At 64.8% G+C, this 16,014-nt stretch carries 11 protein-coding genes; 10 read left to right on the forward strand and 1 reads right to left on the reverse strand.

What is annotated here, in order from left to right; all coding sequences use genetic code 11:
• Positions 1 to 48 precede the first annotated feature (48 nt).
• The 10 genes from ACWGS9_RS08875 (at position 49) to ACWGS9_RS08920 (ending at position 14,387) form a co-directional block, all read left to right on the forward strand.
• On the forward strand, positions 49 to 945 hold the full coding sequence (locus ACWGS9_RS08875) for a class II glutamine amidotransferase (RefSeq protein WP_454504881.1): 897 nt from the start codon (positions 49 to 51) through the stop codon (positions 943 to 945).
• Positions 946 to 949: 4 nt separating this feature from the next.
• Positions 950 to 1,681 (forward strand): GltB/FmdC/FwdC-like GXGXG domain-containing protein, encoded by a 732-nt coding sequence (locus ACWGS9_RS08880; RefSeq protein WP_454504882.1) that lies wholly within the window; start codon positions 950 to 952, stop codon positions 1,679 to 1,681.
• Positions 1,682 to 1,687: 6 nt separating this feature from the next.
• The gene (locus ACWGS9_RS08885; RefSeq protein ID WP_320212007.1) at positions 1,688 to 3,016 is read left to right on the forward strand and encodes an FMN-binding glutamate synthase family protein; all 1,329 of its coding nucleotides are present in this window, start codon (positions 1,688 to 1,690) and stop codon (positions 3,014 to 3,016) included.
• 34 nt (positions 3,017 to 3,050) lie between these two features.
• Positions 3,051 to 4,358, forward strand: coding sequence for a type III glutamate--ammonia ligase (gene glnT, locus ACWGS9_RS08890; protein WP_454504883.1), 1,308 nt, complete (start codon positions 3,051 to 3,053; stop codon positions 4,356 to 4,358).
• A gap of 36 nt (positions 4,359 to 4,394) precedes the next feature.
• Positions 4,395 to 5,648: a sarcosine oxidase subunit beta family protein gene (locus tag ACWGS9_RS08895; RefSeq protein ID WP_454504884.1), complete on the forward strand. Its 1,254-nt coding sequence runs from the start codon at positions 4,395 to 4,397 to the stop codon at positions 5,646 to 5,648.
• A gap of 72 nt (positions 5,649 to 5,720) precedes the next feature.
• Complete coding sequence (locus tag ACWGS9_RS08900; RefSeq protein WP_454504885.1) at positions 5,721 to 5,996, forward strand: sarcosine oxidase subunit delta; 276 nt, start codon at positions 5,721 to 5,723, stop codon at positions 5,994 to 5,996.
• 229 nt (positions 5,997 to 6,225) lie between these two features.
• On the forward strand, positions 6,226 to 9,204 hold the full coding sequence (locus tag ACWGS9_RS08905) for a sarcosine oxidase subunit alpha (protein ID WP_454504886.1): 2,979 nt from the start codon (positions 6,226 to 6,228) through the stop codon (positions 9,202 to 9,204).
• Positions 9,197 to 9,820 carry a sarcosine oxidase subunit gamma gene (locus tag ACWGS9_RS08910; protein ID WP_454504887.1) on the forward strand — a complete coding sequence of 208 codons (624 nt, stop codon included), beginning with the start codon at positions 9,197 to 9,199 and terminating at the stop codon, positions 9,818 to 9,820. Before ACWGS9_RS08905 ends, ACWGS9_RS08910 begins: the two co-directional genes overlap by 8 nt.
• Positions 9,821 to 10,065: 245 nt before the next feature.
• Positions 10,066 to 12,435: a DUF1989 domain-containing protein gene (locus ACWGS9_RS08915; protein ID WP_454504888.1), complete on the forward strand. Its 2,370-nt coding sequence runs from the start codon at positions 10,066 to 10,068 to the stop codon at positions 12,433 to 12,435.
• 242 nt (positions 12,436 to 12,677) lie between these two features.
• Complete coding sequence (locus tag ACWGS9_RS08920; protein ID WP_454504889.1) at positions 12,678 to 14,387, forward strand: APC family permease; 1,710 nt, start codon at positions 12,678 to 12,680, stop codon at positions 14,385 to 14,387.
• Between the two features lie 60 nt (positions 14,388 to 14,447).
• Here the strand turns inward: ACWGS9_RS08920 and ACWGS9_RS08925 are convergent, their stop codons facing one another.
• On the reverse strand, positions 14,448 to 15,797 hold the full coding sequence (locus ACWGS9_RS08925; RefSeq protein ID WP_454504890.1) for an LLM class flavin-dependent oxidoreductase: 1,350 nt from the start codon (positions 15,795 to 15,797) through the stop codon (positions 14,448 to 14,450).
• Positions 15,798 to 16,014 lie beyond the last annotated feature (217 nt).

The following is a 16,014-nucleotide window of genomic DNA, read 5'->3' on the forward strand; positions in this document are numbered from 1 at the left end:
ACTCATTCGGTACATCAATCTGAGAGCCAAAAAACGTCGGAGGCTGGCATGTGCGGAATCGTCGGACTTTTCTTGAAGGACAAGGCGCTGGAGCCGAAGCTCGGCGCGATGCTGTCGGAGATGCTGGTGTCGCTCAGCGACCGCGGACCTGACAGCGCCGGCATCGCCATCTATGGGGCCGCCACCGGCAACGAGGCCAAGATCACCGTGCAGTCACCGAAGCCCGACCGCGATTTCCGCGGTCTCGACGCAGAACTCGCCAAGGCGATCGGCGCGCCGGTGAGCATCGCGGTCAAGTCGACGCATGCGGTCATCAGGACCACGCCGGACAAGGTCGACATGGCGCGCCAGGCGCTGCAGTCGCTGCGGCCCGACATCCGCATCATGGGTGCCGGCGAGGCAGTGGAGATCTACAAGGAAGTCGGCCTGCCTGAGGCCGTCGTCGATCGCTTCGACGTGCGCTCCATGACCGGCACGCATGGCATCGGCCATACCCGCATGGCGACGGAATCGGCGGTGACGACGATGGGCGCGCATCCATTCTCGACCGGCGCCGACCAGTGCCTGGTGCATAATGGCTCGCTCTCCAACCACAACAATGTGCGCCGGGAACTCATCCGCGACGGCATGAGTTTCGAGACCGAGAACGATACCGAAGTGGCGGCCGCCTATCTCTCCAACCGGATGGCGCATGGCAAGAATCTTGGCGAGGCGCTGGAAGGCACGCTCTCCGATCTCGACGGCTTCTTCACCTTCGTCGTCGGCACCAAGAACGGCTTCGGCGTGGTGCGCGACCCGATCGCCTGCAAGCCGGCCGTGATGGCCGAGACCGACCAGTATGTCGCCTTCGGCTCGGAATATCGCGCGCTCACCAAGCTGCCCGGCATCGACAATGCGCGGGTCTGGGAGCCGGAGCCCGCAACCGTTTATTTCTGGGAGCATTGAGCCGATGCCGGCAACCACGATGTCGAAAGCCGAGCGCGAGCAAGGCAATGCGAGGGTCTTCGACCTCTCCGAACTTTCGTTGCGCGAGTTGAACCAGGCGCTGCACAAGCTCACGCCCGGCTCGAACGAGACCGCCTGGGAGGTGCTCAACCCGAAGGGCAGCCACTCGGTGGCCGTCGGCGTCGACCAGCCGGTCACCATCGATGTGCGCGGCAGCGTCGGCTATTACTGCGCCGGCATGAATGACGGCGCCGCGATCACCGTGCATGGCTCGGCCGGCCCCGGCGTCGGCGAGAACATGATGTCGGGCTCGATCGTCATCAAGGGCGATGCCAGCCAGTATGCCGGCGCCACCGGCCGCGGCGGGCTGCTGGTCATCGAAGGCAACGCCTCGTCGCGCTGCGGCATCTCGATGAAAGGCATCAACATCGTCGTGCACGGCAATATCGGCCACATGTCGGCCTTCATGGCGCAGTCCGGCAATCTGGTGGTGCTAGGCGACGCCGGCGACGCGCTGGGCGATTCCATCTACGAGGCGCGGCTCTTCGTGCGCGGCAAGGTCGAAAGCCTCGGCGCCGACTGTATCGCCAAGGAGATGCGGCCCGAGCATGTCGAACTGGTGCAAGGCCTGCTCGACAAGGCCGGCGTCACCGGCATCAAGGCGTCGGAGTTCAAGCGCTACGGCTCGGCCCGCAAACTCTACAATTTCAATATCGACAACGCCGACGCGTATTGAGGCAAGATGACCTATCGCAACCCGCCGACGACGCCGCGCAAATCCGCGACCTTCGACGACTACACGCTGTCCGAAATCCGCCGCGCCGCGGCGACCGGCATCTATGATATCCGCGGCGCCGGCGCCAAGCGCAAGCTGCCGCATTTCGACGACCTTCTCTTCCTCGGCGCCTCGATTTCGCGCTATCCGCTGGAAGGCTATCGCGAGCGCTGCGACACCTCGGTGGTGCTCGGCTCGCGCCATGCCAGGAAGCCGATCGAGCTGAAGATCCCGATCACCATCGCCGGTATGAGCTTTGGGTCGCTCTCCGGCCCGGCCAAGGAAGCCCTGGGGCGCGGCGCCACGCTTTCCGGCACCTCGACCACGACCGGCGACGGCGGCATGACCGAGGAAGAGCGCGGCCACTCCAAGCAACTGGTCTACCAGTATCTGCCGTCGCGCTACGGCATGAACCCGCGCGACCTGCGCCGCGCCGACGCCATCGAAGTGGTGGTCGGCCAGGGCGCCAAGCCCGGCGGCGGCGGCATGCTGTTGGGACAGAAGATTTCCGACCGCGTCGCCGAGATGCGCACGCTGCCCAAGGGCATCGACCAGCGCTCGGCCTCGCGCCATCCCGACTGGACCGGGCCGGATGATCTTGAGATCAAGATCCTCGAGCTGCGCGAGATCACCGACTGGGAAAAACCGATCTACGTCAAGGTCGGCGGCGCCCGCCCCTATTACGACACCGCGCTCGCGGTGAAGGCCGGCGCCGACGTCGTCGTGGTCGACGGCATGCAGGGCGGCACGGCGGCGACCCAGGAAGTGTTCATCGAGAATGTCGGCCAGCCGACGCTTGCCTGCATCAGGCCGGCGGTGCAGGCGCTGCAGGACCTCGGCATGCACCGCAAGGTGCAGCTCATCGTCTCCGGCGGCATCCGCAACGGCGCCGATGTCGCCAAGGCGCTGGCGCTCGGCGTCGACGCGGTGTCGATCGGCACGGCGGCACTCGTCGCGCTCGGCGACAACGATCCGCGCTGGGAGGCGGAGTATAATGCGCTCGGCAGCACGGCCGGCGCCTATGACGACTGGCACGAGGGCCGCGACCCGGCCGGCATCACCACGCAGGACCCCGAATTGATGAAGCGGGTCGATCCGATCGCGGCCGGACGGCGGCTCGCGAACTACCTCAAGGTAATGACACTGGAGGCTCAGACCATCGCCCGCGCCTGCGGCAAGAACAGCCTGCACAATCTCGAGCCCGAGGATCTCGTCGCGCTCTCGATCGAAGCCGCCGCCATGGCCGGCGTGCCGCTCGCCGGCACCAACTGGATACCGGGGAAGAACGGCTTCTAGGACATCAGCAAAAACACCACTGCGAGGAATTATAATGGGGAACGATCTCGCCGCATTCGCCAAGGAGAACGGCGTCAAGTATTTTATGATCTCCTACACCGACCTGTTCAGCGGCCAGCGCGCCAAGCTGGTACCGGCGCAGGCGATCGCCGACATGCAGAAGGACGGCGCGGGCTTTGCCGGTTTCGCGACGTGGCTCGATCTCACGCCGGCGCATCCGGACATGCTGGCCGTGCCGGATCCGGCTTCGGTGATCCAGCTGCCGTGGAAGCCGGACGTCGCCTGGGTCGCCGCCAACTGCATCATGGACGACAAGGAGGTCGACCAGGCGCCGCGCAACACGCTGAAGCGGCTGATCACGGAAGCGGCCCGCGACGGCATGCACGTCAAGACCGGCGTCGAGGCCGAATTCTTCCTGATCTCGCCGGACGGCGCGGCCATTTCCGACCAATACGACACCGCCTCGAAGCCCTGCTACGACCAGCAGGCGGTGATGCGCCGCTACGACGTGATCGCCGAGATCTGCGACCACATGCTGGCGCTGGGCTGGGGCCCGTACCAGAACGACCACGAGGACGCCAACGGCCAGTTCGAGATGAACTGGTCCTTCGACCACGCGCTGGCGACGGCCGACAAGCACTCCTTCTTCAAGTTCATGGTCAAGTCGATCGCGGAGAAACATGGTCTGCGCGCGACTTTCATGCCGAAGCCGTTTCAGGGCCTGACCGGCAATGGCTGCCATGCCCATATCTCGGTGTGGGACGAGACCGGCAAGACCAATGTATTTGCCGACAACTCAATGGAACTCGGCCTCTCGGCCAAGGGCAAGAACTTCCTCGGCGGCATCATGAAGCACGCCTCGGCGCTTGCCGCGATCACCAATCCGACGGTGAATTCCTACAAGCGCATCAACGCGCCGCGCACCATTTCGGGCGCGACCTGGGCGCCGAACACGGTGACCTGGACCGGCAACAACCGCACCCACATGGTGCGCGTGCCGGGCCCCGGCCGCTTCGAACTGCGCCTGCCCGACGGCGCGGCCAACCCTTATCTGCTGCAGGCCGTCATCATCGCCGCCGGCCTCGACGGCATCCGCTCCAAGGCCGATCCCGGCAAGCGCTACGACATCGACATGTACCAGCTCGGCCATACCGTCACGGATGCGCCGAAACTGCCGCTCAACCTGCTCGACGCGTTGCGCGAGTTCGACAAGGACAAATCGCTGAAGGCGGCGCTGGGTGAGGAATTCTCGTCGGCTTATCTAAAGCTGAAGCAACAGGAATGGAATTCCTATGCTTCGCACTTCACGCAGTGGGAGCGCGACCACACGCTGGATATCTAGATATCACGGCGGTGCGGGCGACCTCGGAATGAACTGATGAAATATTCTATCTTCTCGCTCGCTCGCGCCGCCCTTTCCGGCCACAGGAACTGGAAGCCGACCTGGCGCGACGCATCGCCCAAGGATCGCTATGACGTGATCATCATCGGCGGCGGCGGCCACGGGCTCGCCACCGCCTGGTTCCTCGCCAGCGAGTTCGGCATCCGCAATGTCGCCGTGCTGGAGAAAGGCTGGATCGGTTCCGGCAATGCCGGCCGCAACACCACAATCATCCGCTCCAATTACGGCCTGCCCGGCAACACCGGCTTCTACGAATTGTCGATGAAGCTGTGGGAGAAGATGGAGCAGGACCTCAACTACAACGCTATGGTCAGCCAGCGCGGCGTGCTGAACCTCTATCATTCCGACGCACAGCGCGACGCCTTCGCCCGGCGCGGCAACACCATGCGCATCAACGGCATCGACGCCGAACTGCTCGACCAGGCGGTGCTGAGGAAGATGCTGCCGTTCCTGAACTTCGACAATGCGCGCTTCCCCGTGCAAGGCGGGCTCCTGCAGCGGCGCGGCGGCACGGCGCGGCATGATGCCGTGGTCTGGGGCTACGCCCATGCGGCGAGCGAACTTGGCGTCGACATCATCCAGAACTGCGAGGTCACCGGCTTTACACGCGACGCCCACGGCAAGGTGACCGGCGTCGAGACCTCGCGCGGCAAGATCGGCGCCGGCAAGGTCGGCATGGCGGTCGCCGGCTCCTCGTCGCGCGTCGCGGCGATGGCGGGACTACGCCTGCCGATCGAAAGCCATGTGCTGCAGGCCTTCGTCTCCGAAGCGATCAAGCCGCTCATCCCCGGTGTCATGACCTTCGGTGCCGGACACTTCTATGTCAGCCAGTCTGACAAGGGCGGCCTGGTCTTTGGCGGCGACATCGACGGCTACAATTCCTACGCCCAGCGCGGCAATCTGCCTGTGATGGAAGATGTCTGCGAGGGCGGCATGGCGCTGATCCCGATGATCGGCCGCGTACGGCTCCTGCGCCAGTGGGGCGGCATCATGGACATGTCGATGGACGGCTCGCCGATCATCGACAAGAGCCCGGTCGACGACCTCTATGTCAATGCCGGCTGGTGCTATGGCGGCTTCAAGGCGACCCCCGGCTCGGGCTTCGTCTTTGCCCATCTGCTGGCCCGCGGCGAATCACACAAGGAGGCTGCACGATTCCGCCTCGACCGGTTCCAGCGCGGCGCCATGATCGACGAGAAGGGCCAGGGCGCCCAACCGAACCTGCATTAGAGATAGAGCATGACGTTATCCAAAAACCGCTCCACACTTTTTTGCATCATGCTCTGAGGACAGCCGGAAAACATGCGCATAGTCTGTCCCTTCTGCGGCGAACGCGAACTCGGCGAGTTCACCTATCTCGGCGACGCCAAGCCACAGCGCCCCGCGGCGGATGCCGGCGAGGACGTCGTCTACGACTACGTCTACCTGCGCGACAACATCGCCGGCGTGATGAGCGAGCACTGGTACCATGGCGGCGGCTGCCGGGCCTGGCTGAAGGTCACCCGCAACACGCTGACGCATGAGATTTCTTTGGTTGAGGCCGCCGCCGGCGCTGGGGCGAGGCAGGTTGCGAAATGAGCTATTCTCGCCAGGTCAGCGCTGCCCCTAACCTGCCTGCCGGCATCCTCGACGGGGAAAGGGGCGCTCCCGCTGCCGGCTTCGCCAATCACCGGCGTTCCAGGAAGGGAGCCGGCATAGCGGCCCGCCCCCTTCTCCCCGTCTCTATACGGGGAGAAGTGCCCGGCAGGGCGATGAGGGGCAGCGCTACCCTTCGCCATGACACCGAATCGACGAGAGGCTAAACACCGTGACCTCTCAAGCCAATCGTCTGACATCCGGCGGTCTCATCGACCGCTCGACGCCGCTCAGCTTCCGTTTCGACGGCAAGACTTTTTCGGGCTTCAAGGGCGACACGCTGGCGTCCGCGCTAGTCGCCAATGGCGTCAAGCTCGTCGGCCGCTCGTTCAAGTATCACCGCCCGCGCGGCATCCTGACGGCAGGCTCGGAGGAGCCCAACGCGCTGGTCGAACTGCGCAGCGGCGCGAGGCGCGAGCCGAACACCAGGGCGACGACGGCCGAGCTTTATGACGGCCTTGAGGCCGCCAGCCAGAACCGCTGGCCTTCGCTCAATTTCGACGTGATGTCGGTCAACCAGCTGTTCGCGCCGCTCTTCGTCGCCGGCTTCTACTACAAGACCTTCATGTGGCCGGCAAAGTTCTGGGAGGCGATCTACGAGCCGGCGATCCGCCGCGCTGCCGGCCTCGGCCGCGCCGCTGTCGTTTCCGATCCCGACCACTATGACAAGGCCTGGGCGCATTGCGATGTGGTGATTGCGGGTTCCGGTCCTGCTGGTCTTGCGGCCGCCCTTGCCGCGGGACGCAGCGGCGCGCGCGTGATCCTGTGCGAGGAGGATTTCGTCCCCGGCGGACGCCTGCTTGCCGATGGCGGCACGATCGACGGATTGCCGGCGGCTGAGTGGCTGTCGCGCACGCTGGCCGAACTTGGCTCGATGCCGGAAGTGCGCATCATGACGCGCACGACGCTGTTCGGCGTCTATGACGGCGGCACCTATGGCGCGATCGAACACGTCAACGACCATCTGCCGGTGCCGCCGGAGCATCAGGTGCGCCAGCGGCTATGGCGTATCGTCGCCAAGCGCTGCGTGGTCGCGGCCGGCTCGATCGAACGTCCGATCGTCTTTGCCGGCAACGACACGCCGGGCGTGATGATGGCGTCGGCCATGCGCAGCTACATCAACCGCTACGCTGCCACGCCGGCCAGGCGCACTGCGCTGTTCACGAACAATGAGAATGGCTGGCGGACGGCCGAAACGGCGATCGCCGCGGGACTACAGGTGGCGGCGGTGATCGATGCGCGGCCGGACGTTTCGCCGGCCCATCGCTCGCTTGCCAGCAAGGGTGGCTTCCCGGTGCTGCATGGCTCCGTTGCCGGCGTCGACGGCGGCAAGAACGGCGTGCGCAAGATTTCCGTGTCGCTGACCGGCGGCGCCCGCGCCGAAGTCGAGGCGGACGGGCTTGCCGTGTCCGGTGGCTGGAACCCGACGGTCGGCCTCACCTCCTACCATCGCGGCCGGCCGAAATGGCGCGACGACATCGCCGCCTTCGTGCCGGACGGCGCACCGCCCGGCATGGTCGCCGCAGGTGCGGCCAACGGCGCCTTCGGGCTTGGCGCCTGCCTGCGCGAAGGTTTCGAGGCAGGTGCCGCCGCAGCGCGCGACGCCGGACGCAGCGGCAATATCGGATCGATGCCGGTCGCCGACGACGCGGCTTTCTCGCTGACGCCGCTCTGGCATGTCGCGGGCAAGGGCAAAGCCTTCGTCGACCAGCAACATGATGTCACCGCTTCCGATGTCGAACTGGCGCAGCGCGAGGGTTTTCAATCGGTCGAGCACCTGAAGCGCTACACGACGCTTGGCATGGCGACCGACCAGGGCAAGACCTCGAATGTCGCCGGCCTGGCCATCATGGCGGCCGTCACCGGCAAGTCGATCCCCGAGACGGGCACGACGATTTACCGGCCGCCTTATGTGCCGGTCGCCATCGGCGCCTTCGCCGGCCATCACCGCGACGAGAATTTCCACGCGACGCGGCTGACCCCGTCACATCACTGGGCCGCCGCACAGGGCGCCATCTTCGTCGACACCGGGCTGTGGAAGCGCGCGCAGTGGTATCCGCGCGCCGGCGAGAAGGACTGGCTGGAATCGGTGACCCGCGAGGTCAAGGCGGTGCGCGGCGGCGTCGGCTTCTGCGATGTCTCGACGCTCGGCAAGATCGACGTGCACGGGCCCGATGCCGGCGCCTTCCTCGACCGGGTCTACATCAACGCCTTCTCCAGCCTTGCCGTCGGCAAGGCGCGTTACGGGCTGATGCTGCGCGAGGACGGCCTTGTTTATGACGACGGCACGACCTCGCGCCTGGCCGAGGATCATTACTTCCTGACCACCACAACGGCCAAGGCCGGACTGGTGATGCAGCATCTCGAATTCTGCCGCCAGGTGCTGTTCCCCGAACTCGACGTGCAGTTGACCTCGGTCTCCGATCAGTGGGCGCAGTTCTCGATCGCCGGACCGAAGACCCGCGATCTCTTGAAGGAGGTCGTCGATCCGGCCGAAGACCTTTCGAACGAAGGTTTTCCGTTCATGGGCGCGCGCGAAGTCAAATTGCGCGGCGGCATCAAGGCGCGGCTGTTCCGCATTTCCTTCTCAGGCGAGATGGCGTTCGAGATTTCGGTGCCGGCGCGCTATGGCGAGGCCATGGCGCGCAATCTGATGATTGCCGGCGTGCCATTCGGCGTGACGCCTTACGGCACCGAGGCGCTCGGAGTGATGCGCATCGAAAAGGGCCATGTCGCCGGACCCGAGCTCAACGGCACGACCACCGCGGCCGATCTCGGCCTCGGCAAGATGATGTCGACCAAGAAGGACTTCATCGGTCGCGTCATGGCCGGCCGCGAGGCGCTGGTCGCGCCGAACCGGCAGGTGGTCGTCGGCATCAAGCCGACCGACAAGGCGCGCCGACTGCGCTCCGGCGCGCATATCATTCCAAAGGGCGAGACCCCTGGCGCCGACAACGACCAGGGCTATGTCACCTCGGTCTGCTTCTCGCCGGTGCTCGACCAGTGGATCGGGCTGGGGCTCGTCGAGCGCGGGCGCGAGCGCATCGGCGAGATCGTGCGCGCGCATGATCCGCTGCGCGGCGAGGACTACGATGTCGAGCTCTGCAATTCCGTCTTCTACGATCCGGATGGGGGGCGCCAGCGTGGTTGATTTTTCCTGGGACGTCCGCAGCCCGCTCGATCGCGCGCTGGTCGCCGGCCCTTACGGCCCGCAGGGCGAAGCCGGCGTGGCGCTTACCGAAATCCGCAATTTCGACCTCGTCCAGGTGATGGCGCGGCGCGGCAAGGCAAGCGACATGGCGAAGGCCGCGCAGGCGCGCTTCGGCGTCGCCGCGCCGGACACGCCAAAGGCTGTTACTACTGCCGATGCGACGCTGATTTGGTCCGGACCGGACCAGTTCTTCGTGCTGTCGAAAGGCGGCAAGCATTCGATCGAGGCACTTGGCTCCGGCTTTGCCGGCTCGGCCTCGCTTTCCGACCAATCGCATGCGCGGGCGCTGGTCAGCATATCCGGCGGCAAGGCGCGCGCGATGCTCGCCAAGCCGTCGTCGATCGATCTGCATCCCGATGTCTTCGCGATCGGCGCGGCGGCGGCCACTTCGATGGACCACACCAGCGTCACAGTCTGGCGCGGCACGGATCGCGACGGACAGGCCGTGTTCAATCTGTTGGTGTTCGGGACTTTTGCGGAAAGCCTGTGGCACACGGTTCTGGACTCGGCCGCGGAGTATGGCGTGACGATCGGCCATTCCGAGGAATTGGTGTAGATGCGCGGTTTCCCCTTCTCCCCTTGTGGGAGAAGGTGGATCGGCGCGCAGCGCCGAGACGGATGAGGGGTGTTCCAGCGGAGTGAGACATCGGCTTTCCCTGGAGCACCCCTCATCCGGCCGCTGCGCGGCCACCTTCTCCCACAAGGGGAGAAAGTGGAGCCAGTGCTTGCCAAACCCATTCACGCTGCTAAAATAATTTTACACACAGGCAAACTTGTTTCTCGTTCGGAGGAGGGTTTGAGATGAGCCAGTCGCCCTACCCCGCCGTCCTATCCGGACCGCCGCGCCCGAGCGTGATCGTGAGACCTGGCGAGATCGCGCTGCCGCCCGGCCTCGAGCGCTACACCGTGCAAGGCAACGGCGCGGTACTGGTCGATGTCGAGGCCGGCGACAGCGTCAGCGTGAGCAATGTCGAGGGCGGCCAGCCCTGCGAGCTGCTGGCCTGGGACAAGACCGGCGCCACCGATCCCGGCATTTTTGGCGAACGGGCCAACAGCAACGCGGCCGGCATCAAGACGCTGCTTGCCGAAGGCGACGACAGTCTGTCGGCGCTGCGGCTGACCCTCGAGCGCCGCAAGGTGCAGCTCGACCAGCCGAAGGCCGTGCGCGTGTTCGGAGGCGCCACGCCGGCCGGCACCGAGCAGAGCTTTTCGGCACAGCGCGACGGCGCGCTGCTGATCGCGGCGCCTGGCGGCCCGATGCTGGTCGACAGCCACAACACCGCAACGCCACTGACCGTCATGGTGCGCCGCGCCACGATCCGGCTGAAGACGAGGTCGCGGCTTCCCGATCCGCTCGCCGATCCGGTGCTTGACCTTCGGGTGAGGTCGGCGACCGCCGAGGCCTATTTCGTCAAGGCCGGCGACTACCTCCAGATCATCGATGTCGACGGGCGCCAGTGCACCGACTTCCAGTGTTTTTCAGCGCGCAAGCTGGACAAGGGGCGTGACCTGCCGCTCGACGTCACGACGACCCGCACGCTGATGGGCGCGGCCTATCCGATGCCCGGACTGCATTCCAAATATTACGACCAGGACATGGAGCCGCTGGTCGAGGTGGTGCAGGACACATGCGGCCGGCACGACGCTTTCGCTCTCGCCTGTGCTGCCAAGTATTACGACGATATCGGCTATCCCGGCCACACCAACTGCTCGGAGAATTTCAACAAGGCGCTCTCGGACAAGGGTGTGACGCCCCGCGCCGGCTGGATGGCGATCAATTTCTTCTTCAACACGGCGATCGACGCGCATGGCGTGATGGTGTCGGACGAGCCTTGGTCGCGACCGGGCGACTACGTGCTCCTGAGAGCGTTGACCGACATCGTCTGTGTGTCCTCCGCCTGTCCGGACGACACCACGCCCGCCAATGGCTGGGACCTGACCGACATCCATGTGCGCAGCTATTCCGGCCAGCACAAATTCTCGCGAGCGATCGCCAGACGCATGAAGCCCGACTCGGAACCGAAAATGACCCGCGAGACATCCTTTCATTCGAGCTTTGCCAAGCACACGCGCGACTTCGTCGAATACAGGGGCTATTGGCTCGCCAATTCCTTCGCCAGGCAAGGCCCCATCGACGAATACTGGGCCTGCCGGCAGGACGCGGTGATCATGGACCTGTCGCCGCTGCGCAAATTCGAGGTCACCGGACCCGATGCCGAAGCGCTGTTGCAGTACACGCTGACCCGCGACGTCAAGAAGCTCGGCGTCGGCCAGGTCGTCTATACCGCGATGTGCTACGAGCATGGCGGCATGATCGACGACGGCACGCTGCTGCGGCTCGGCAAGGACAATTTCCGCTGGGTCGGCGGCGACGATCTGTCCGGCGAATGGCTGCGCGAGACCGCCAGGAAGCTCGGTCTCAACGTGCTGGTGCGCTCGTCCACCGACCAGATGCACAACATCGCCGTACAAGGGCCGAAGAGCCGCGACATATTGAAGGAGGTCGTCTGGACCTCGCCGGTGCAGCCTTCGATCGGCGAGCTCGAATGGTTCCGCTTCGCCGTCGCCCGCATCGGCGGCGGCAACGGCATCCCGATCGTGGTCTCGCGCACCGGCTATACGGGCGAGCTCGGCTATGAGATCTGGTGCCATCCGCGCGACGCCGAAAAGGTGTTCGATGCCGTCTGGGAGGCAGGGCAGCCGCATGGGCTGAAGCCGATGGGCCTGCAGGCGCTCGACATGGTGCGCATCGAAGCCGGGCTGATCTTCGCCGGTTACGAATTCTCCGACCAGACCGATCCGTTCGAGGCCGGCATCGGCTTCACCGTGCCGCTCAAGACCAAGGCCGACGACTTCATCGGCCGCGACGCGCTGATCCGGCGCAAGGAGCACCCACAGCACAAGCTGGTCGGGCTCGACATCGATGCCAACGTCGCCGTCGGCCATGGCGACTGCGTCCATGTCGGCCGCGCCCAGATCGGCGTCGTCACCTCAGGCATGCGCTCGCCGGTGCTCGGCAAGACCATCGCGCTGGCAAGGCTCGACGTCACCCACGCCGACATCGGCACGGAGGTCGAGATCGGCAAGCTCGACGGCCAGGCCAAGCGGCTGCCGGCACGCGTCGTGGCCTTCGCCCACTACGATCCGCAGAAGACCAAGCCACGCTCCTGATGGTTGCAACCTTTGCCCTTTTTCCCCCTGTGGGAGAAGGTAAGAGCCTGTTTCGCAAGCGTGGTGTGCATGACGTTCACAAAACGCTTGACGCGAAAGCGCGTCGGATCAATCTTCACTCTTAAGAAAAAAATAAGACTGAGTGGAAACACGACAGTCGTACCGATCATGTGCCGGGGAGCAAGCTTCGCGAGAGCCGAAGCATCGCTGGCGGGTAATAACAAAAAGGGGAATACAAACATATGAGCACCATAAGCACGGCCCTGGAGCAGCCTGCCGAAAGCAAGCTGCTCAGGCATATCGACTGGCGTGGCGCCTTCTGGGTGGCGAGCGGCGTCCCGGCGCTGGTCCTGTTCTCGATCGGCGGCATTGCCGGCACGACAGGAAAGCTCGCCTTCCTGATCTGGACGGTGTCCATGATCATGGGCTTCCTGCAATCCTTCACCTATGCCGAGATCGCCGGCCTGTTCCCGAACAAGTCGGGCGGCGCGTCGATCTACGGCGCCACGGCCTGGCTGCGCTATTCGAAATTCATTGCGCCGCTGTCGGTGTGGTGCAATTGGTTCGCCTGGTCGCCGGTGCTGTCGCTCGGTTGCTCGATCGCCGCCGCCTATATCCTCAATGCGCTGGCGCCCATCCCGATCTTCAGCGAGGCCTCACCGGAGGTGGTCGCCTATATCGCCGCGCATGTAGGGACAGCTCCGGCCGACGCCATTACGGCAGTGACTGCCGCCGCGACGCCCGCGATACGCAACTGGACGCTGTTCAGCCACACGCTGGGGCCGGTCTCGTTCACGTTCAACGCGACCTTCTTCATTGGCGCTGTGCTGATGCTGATCATCTTCGCCATCCAGCATCGCGGCATCCTGGGCACCGCCAATGTCCAGAAGTATATCGGCCTGCTCGTCATCATCCCGATGCTGATTGTCGGCGTCGTGCCTATCTTCACCGGCCAAATCGACTGGGCGAATTTCTCGCCGCTGGTGCCGCTGGCCGCCGCCTACGCTCCCGACCCGGGATCATGGAACATCGCCGGCTGGACACTGGCGCTCGGCGGCATGTTCATCGCGGCCTGGTCGACCTACGGCTTCGAGACCGCCGTCTGCTACACGTCGGAGTTCAAGAACCCCGGCACCGACACCTTCAAGGCGATCTTCTACTCCGGCCTGCTCTGCATGCTTTTGTTCATCCTGGTGCCCTTCACATTCCAGGGCGTGCTTGGCTTGAACGGCATGCTGGCGACACCGATCGTCGACGGCTCGGGCGTGGCCGACGCGCTGGCCGGCATGGTCGGCGGCGGCAAGATCATCCACAGCCTGCTGGTCATGCTGATGATCCTGGCGCTGGTGCTCTGCATCATGACGGCGATGGCCGGCTCCTCGCGCACGCTCTACCAGGGCTCGGTCGACGGCTGGCTGCCGCGCTATCTCAGCCATGTCAACGAGCATGGCGCGCCGACGCGGGCGATGTGGACCGACCTCTGCTTCAACCTGATCGTGCTGGCCATTGCCTCGGCCGACGCGACGAGCTTCTTCTTCATCCTCGCCGTGTCGAACTGCGGCTACATCATCTTCAACTTCCTCAACCTCAATGCAGGCTGGATTCACCGCATCGACAACGGCCATATCAACCGGCCGTGGCGGGCGCCGTCCTGGCTGCTCGGCATCGGAGCGATCTTCGCCTATGTCAACGCCATCTTCATGGGCGCCGGCGCCAAGGTCTGGAACCCGATGGCGTTGTGGGCCGGCCTGATCACCGCGGCTTTGATCATCCCGGTGTTCTGCTTCCGCCACTACATTCAGGACGGCGGCAAGTTCCCCGACCACATGCTGGCCGATCTCGGCATGACGGGGGCCGACCTCTCGGTCAAGAAGGCGGGGATGTTGCCCTACCTGACATTGATCGCCGGCGTGGCGGTAATGCTGATCGCCAACTGGGTGTTCGTCATCTGACAATGACGGCCTGAAAATAACGGGCGCGCCTCGGCGCGCCCGTTTCTTTTTACGGTCTCATCAGCCGGCCTTACGGACCACCGCTTCTTCGAAGAACCGGTTGGGCGGCCGCTTCAGGCCGAGATTCTCGCGCAGCGTCGATCCTTCATATTCACGCCTGAATATCCCGCGCCGTTGCAGCTCAGGCACCACCTTTTCGGCGAAATCGTCGAGCCCGGCAGGCAGATAGGGGAACATTACGTTGAAGCCGTCTGAACCGTCGGCGAGCAGCCACTCCTCCATCTCGTCGGCAATCGTCTTAGCGGTGCCGACGAAAGCGAGACCGGAATAACCGCCCAGCCTCTGGGCCAGTTGACGGACGGTGAGGCTTTCTTTTCTGGCCAACTCGATGACGCGCTCGCGGCTGCTCTTGGAGGCATTGGTCTCGGGAATGTCCGGCAGCGGACCGTCGGGGTCGAAGCTGGAGGCGTCGTGGCCGAGGGCGATCGACAGCGAGGCGACGCCACTCTCGTAGTAGACGAGGCTGTCGAGCTTGGCGCGCTTTGCCCGCGCTTCCTCGATGCTGTCGCCGACGATGACGAAGGCTCCGGGCAGGATCTTGATGTCGTCGCGCGAACGGCCGAGCTTTTCCGCGCGGCCCTTCACGTCGGCGAAAAAGCGCTGGCCGGCTGCGAGATCGGCCGGAGCCGCGAAGATCACCTCCGCCGTCTCGGCGGCCAACTGGCGCCCTGCCTCGGACGCGCCAGCCTGGACAATGACCGGCCAACCCTGCACCGGCCGCGCGATGTTGAGCGGGCCACGCACCGACAGGTGCTCGCCCTTGTGGTCGAGCACACGCAGCCGGGACGGATCGAAATAGAGCCCGCTCTCCGCATCGCGGATGAAGGCGTCGTCGGCGAAGCTGTCCCACAGCCCGGTCACGACATCATAGAACTCACGCGCCCGGTGGTAGCGCTCGTCGTGCTCGACATGCTCGCCGAGGCCGAAATTCAGCGCGGCGTCGGGATTGGATGTGGTGACGATATTCCAGCCGGCGCGGCCGCCGCTGATATGGTCGAGCGAGGCGAAGCGGCGGGCAATGTGATAGGGCGCGTCGAAGGTCGTCGATGCGGTGGCGACCAGGCCGATGTGGTCGGTGACGGCGGCAAGCGCCGACAGCAGCGTGAACGGCTCGAAGGACGTCACCGTATGACTTCGCCGCAGCGCTTCGATCGGCATGTTGAGCACGGCCAGATGGTCGGCCATGAAGAAGGCGTCGAACTTCGCCGCCTCGAGCGTCTGCGCGAAACGCTTCAGATGCGCGAAGTTGAAGTTGGCGTCGGGATAGGCGCCCGGATAGCGCCAGGCGCCGGTGTGAAGACTGACGGGGCGCATGAAGGCGCCGAGCCGTAACTGCCGTTTTTCTGACATGGGGAATGATCCAGCAATGGCCGAGCGTTGCCGCTCCGATATCGGCGCAGGATCGACCCGCATCGCGTTGCTGAAAAGGAATTCTGTTTTGCGGAAACCTTCCCGCAGAGCATATTTCGCCCGGCGGGACCTTTGATGCGGATCATCCGCCACCGGCTTTCGCCGATGACGGATGATCCGAGGTTGCCACCTTATCGTTTCAGCATGTTCAGCGAAG

The organism is Mesorhizobium sp. Arg314, assembly GCF_053714275.1.

Bases quoted from the DNA above. Each gene is read 5' to 3' on its own strand.
- ACWGS9_RS08875 (WP_454504881.1), top strand. From the start codon at position 49: ATGTGCGGAATCGTCGGACTTTTCTTGAAGGACAAGGCGCTGGAGCCG.
- ACWGS9_RS08915 (WP_454504888.1), top strand. From the start codon at position 10,066: ATGAGCCAGTCGCCCTACCCCGCCGTCCTATCCGGACCGCCGCGCCCG.
- ACWGS9_RS08880 (WP_454504882.1), top strand. From the start codon at position 950: ATGCCGGCAACCACGATGTCGAAAGCCGAGCGCGAGCAAGGCAATGCG.
- glnT (WP_454504883.1), top strand. From the start codon at position 3,051: ATGGGGAACGATCTCGCCGCATTCGCCAAGGAGAACGGCGTCAAGTAT.
- ACWGS9_RS08900 (WP_454504885.1), top strand. From the start codon at position 5,721: ATGCGCATAGTCTGTCCCTTCTGCGGCGAACGCGAACTCGGCGAGTTC.
- ACWGS9_RS08895 (WP_454504884.1), top strand. From the start codon at position 4,395: ATGAAATATTCTATCTTCTCGCTCGCTCGCGCCGCCCTTTCCGGCCAC.
- ACWGS9_RS08925 (WP_454504890.1), bottom strand. From the start codon at position 15,797: ATGTCAGAAAAACGGCAGTTACGGCTCGGCGCCTTCATGCGCCCCGTC.
- ACWGS9_RS08885 (WP_320212007.1), top strand. From the start codon at position 1,688: ATGACCTATCGCAACCCGCCGACGACGCCGCGCAAATCCGCGACCTTC.
- ACWGS9_RS08920 (WP_454504889.1), top strand. From the start codon at position 12,678: ATGAGCACCATAAGCACGGCCCTGGAGCAGCCTGCCGAAAGCAAGCTG.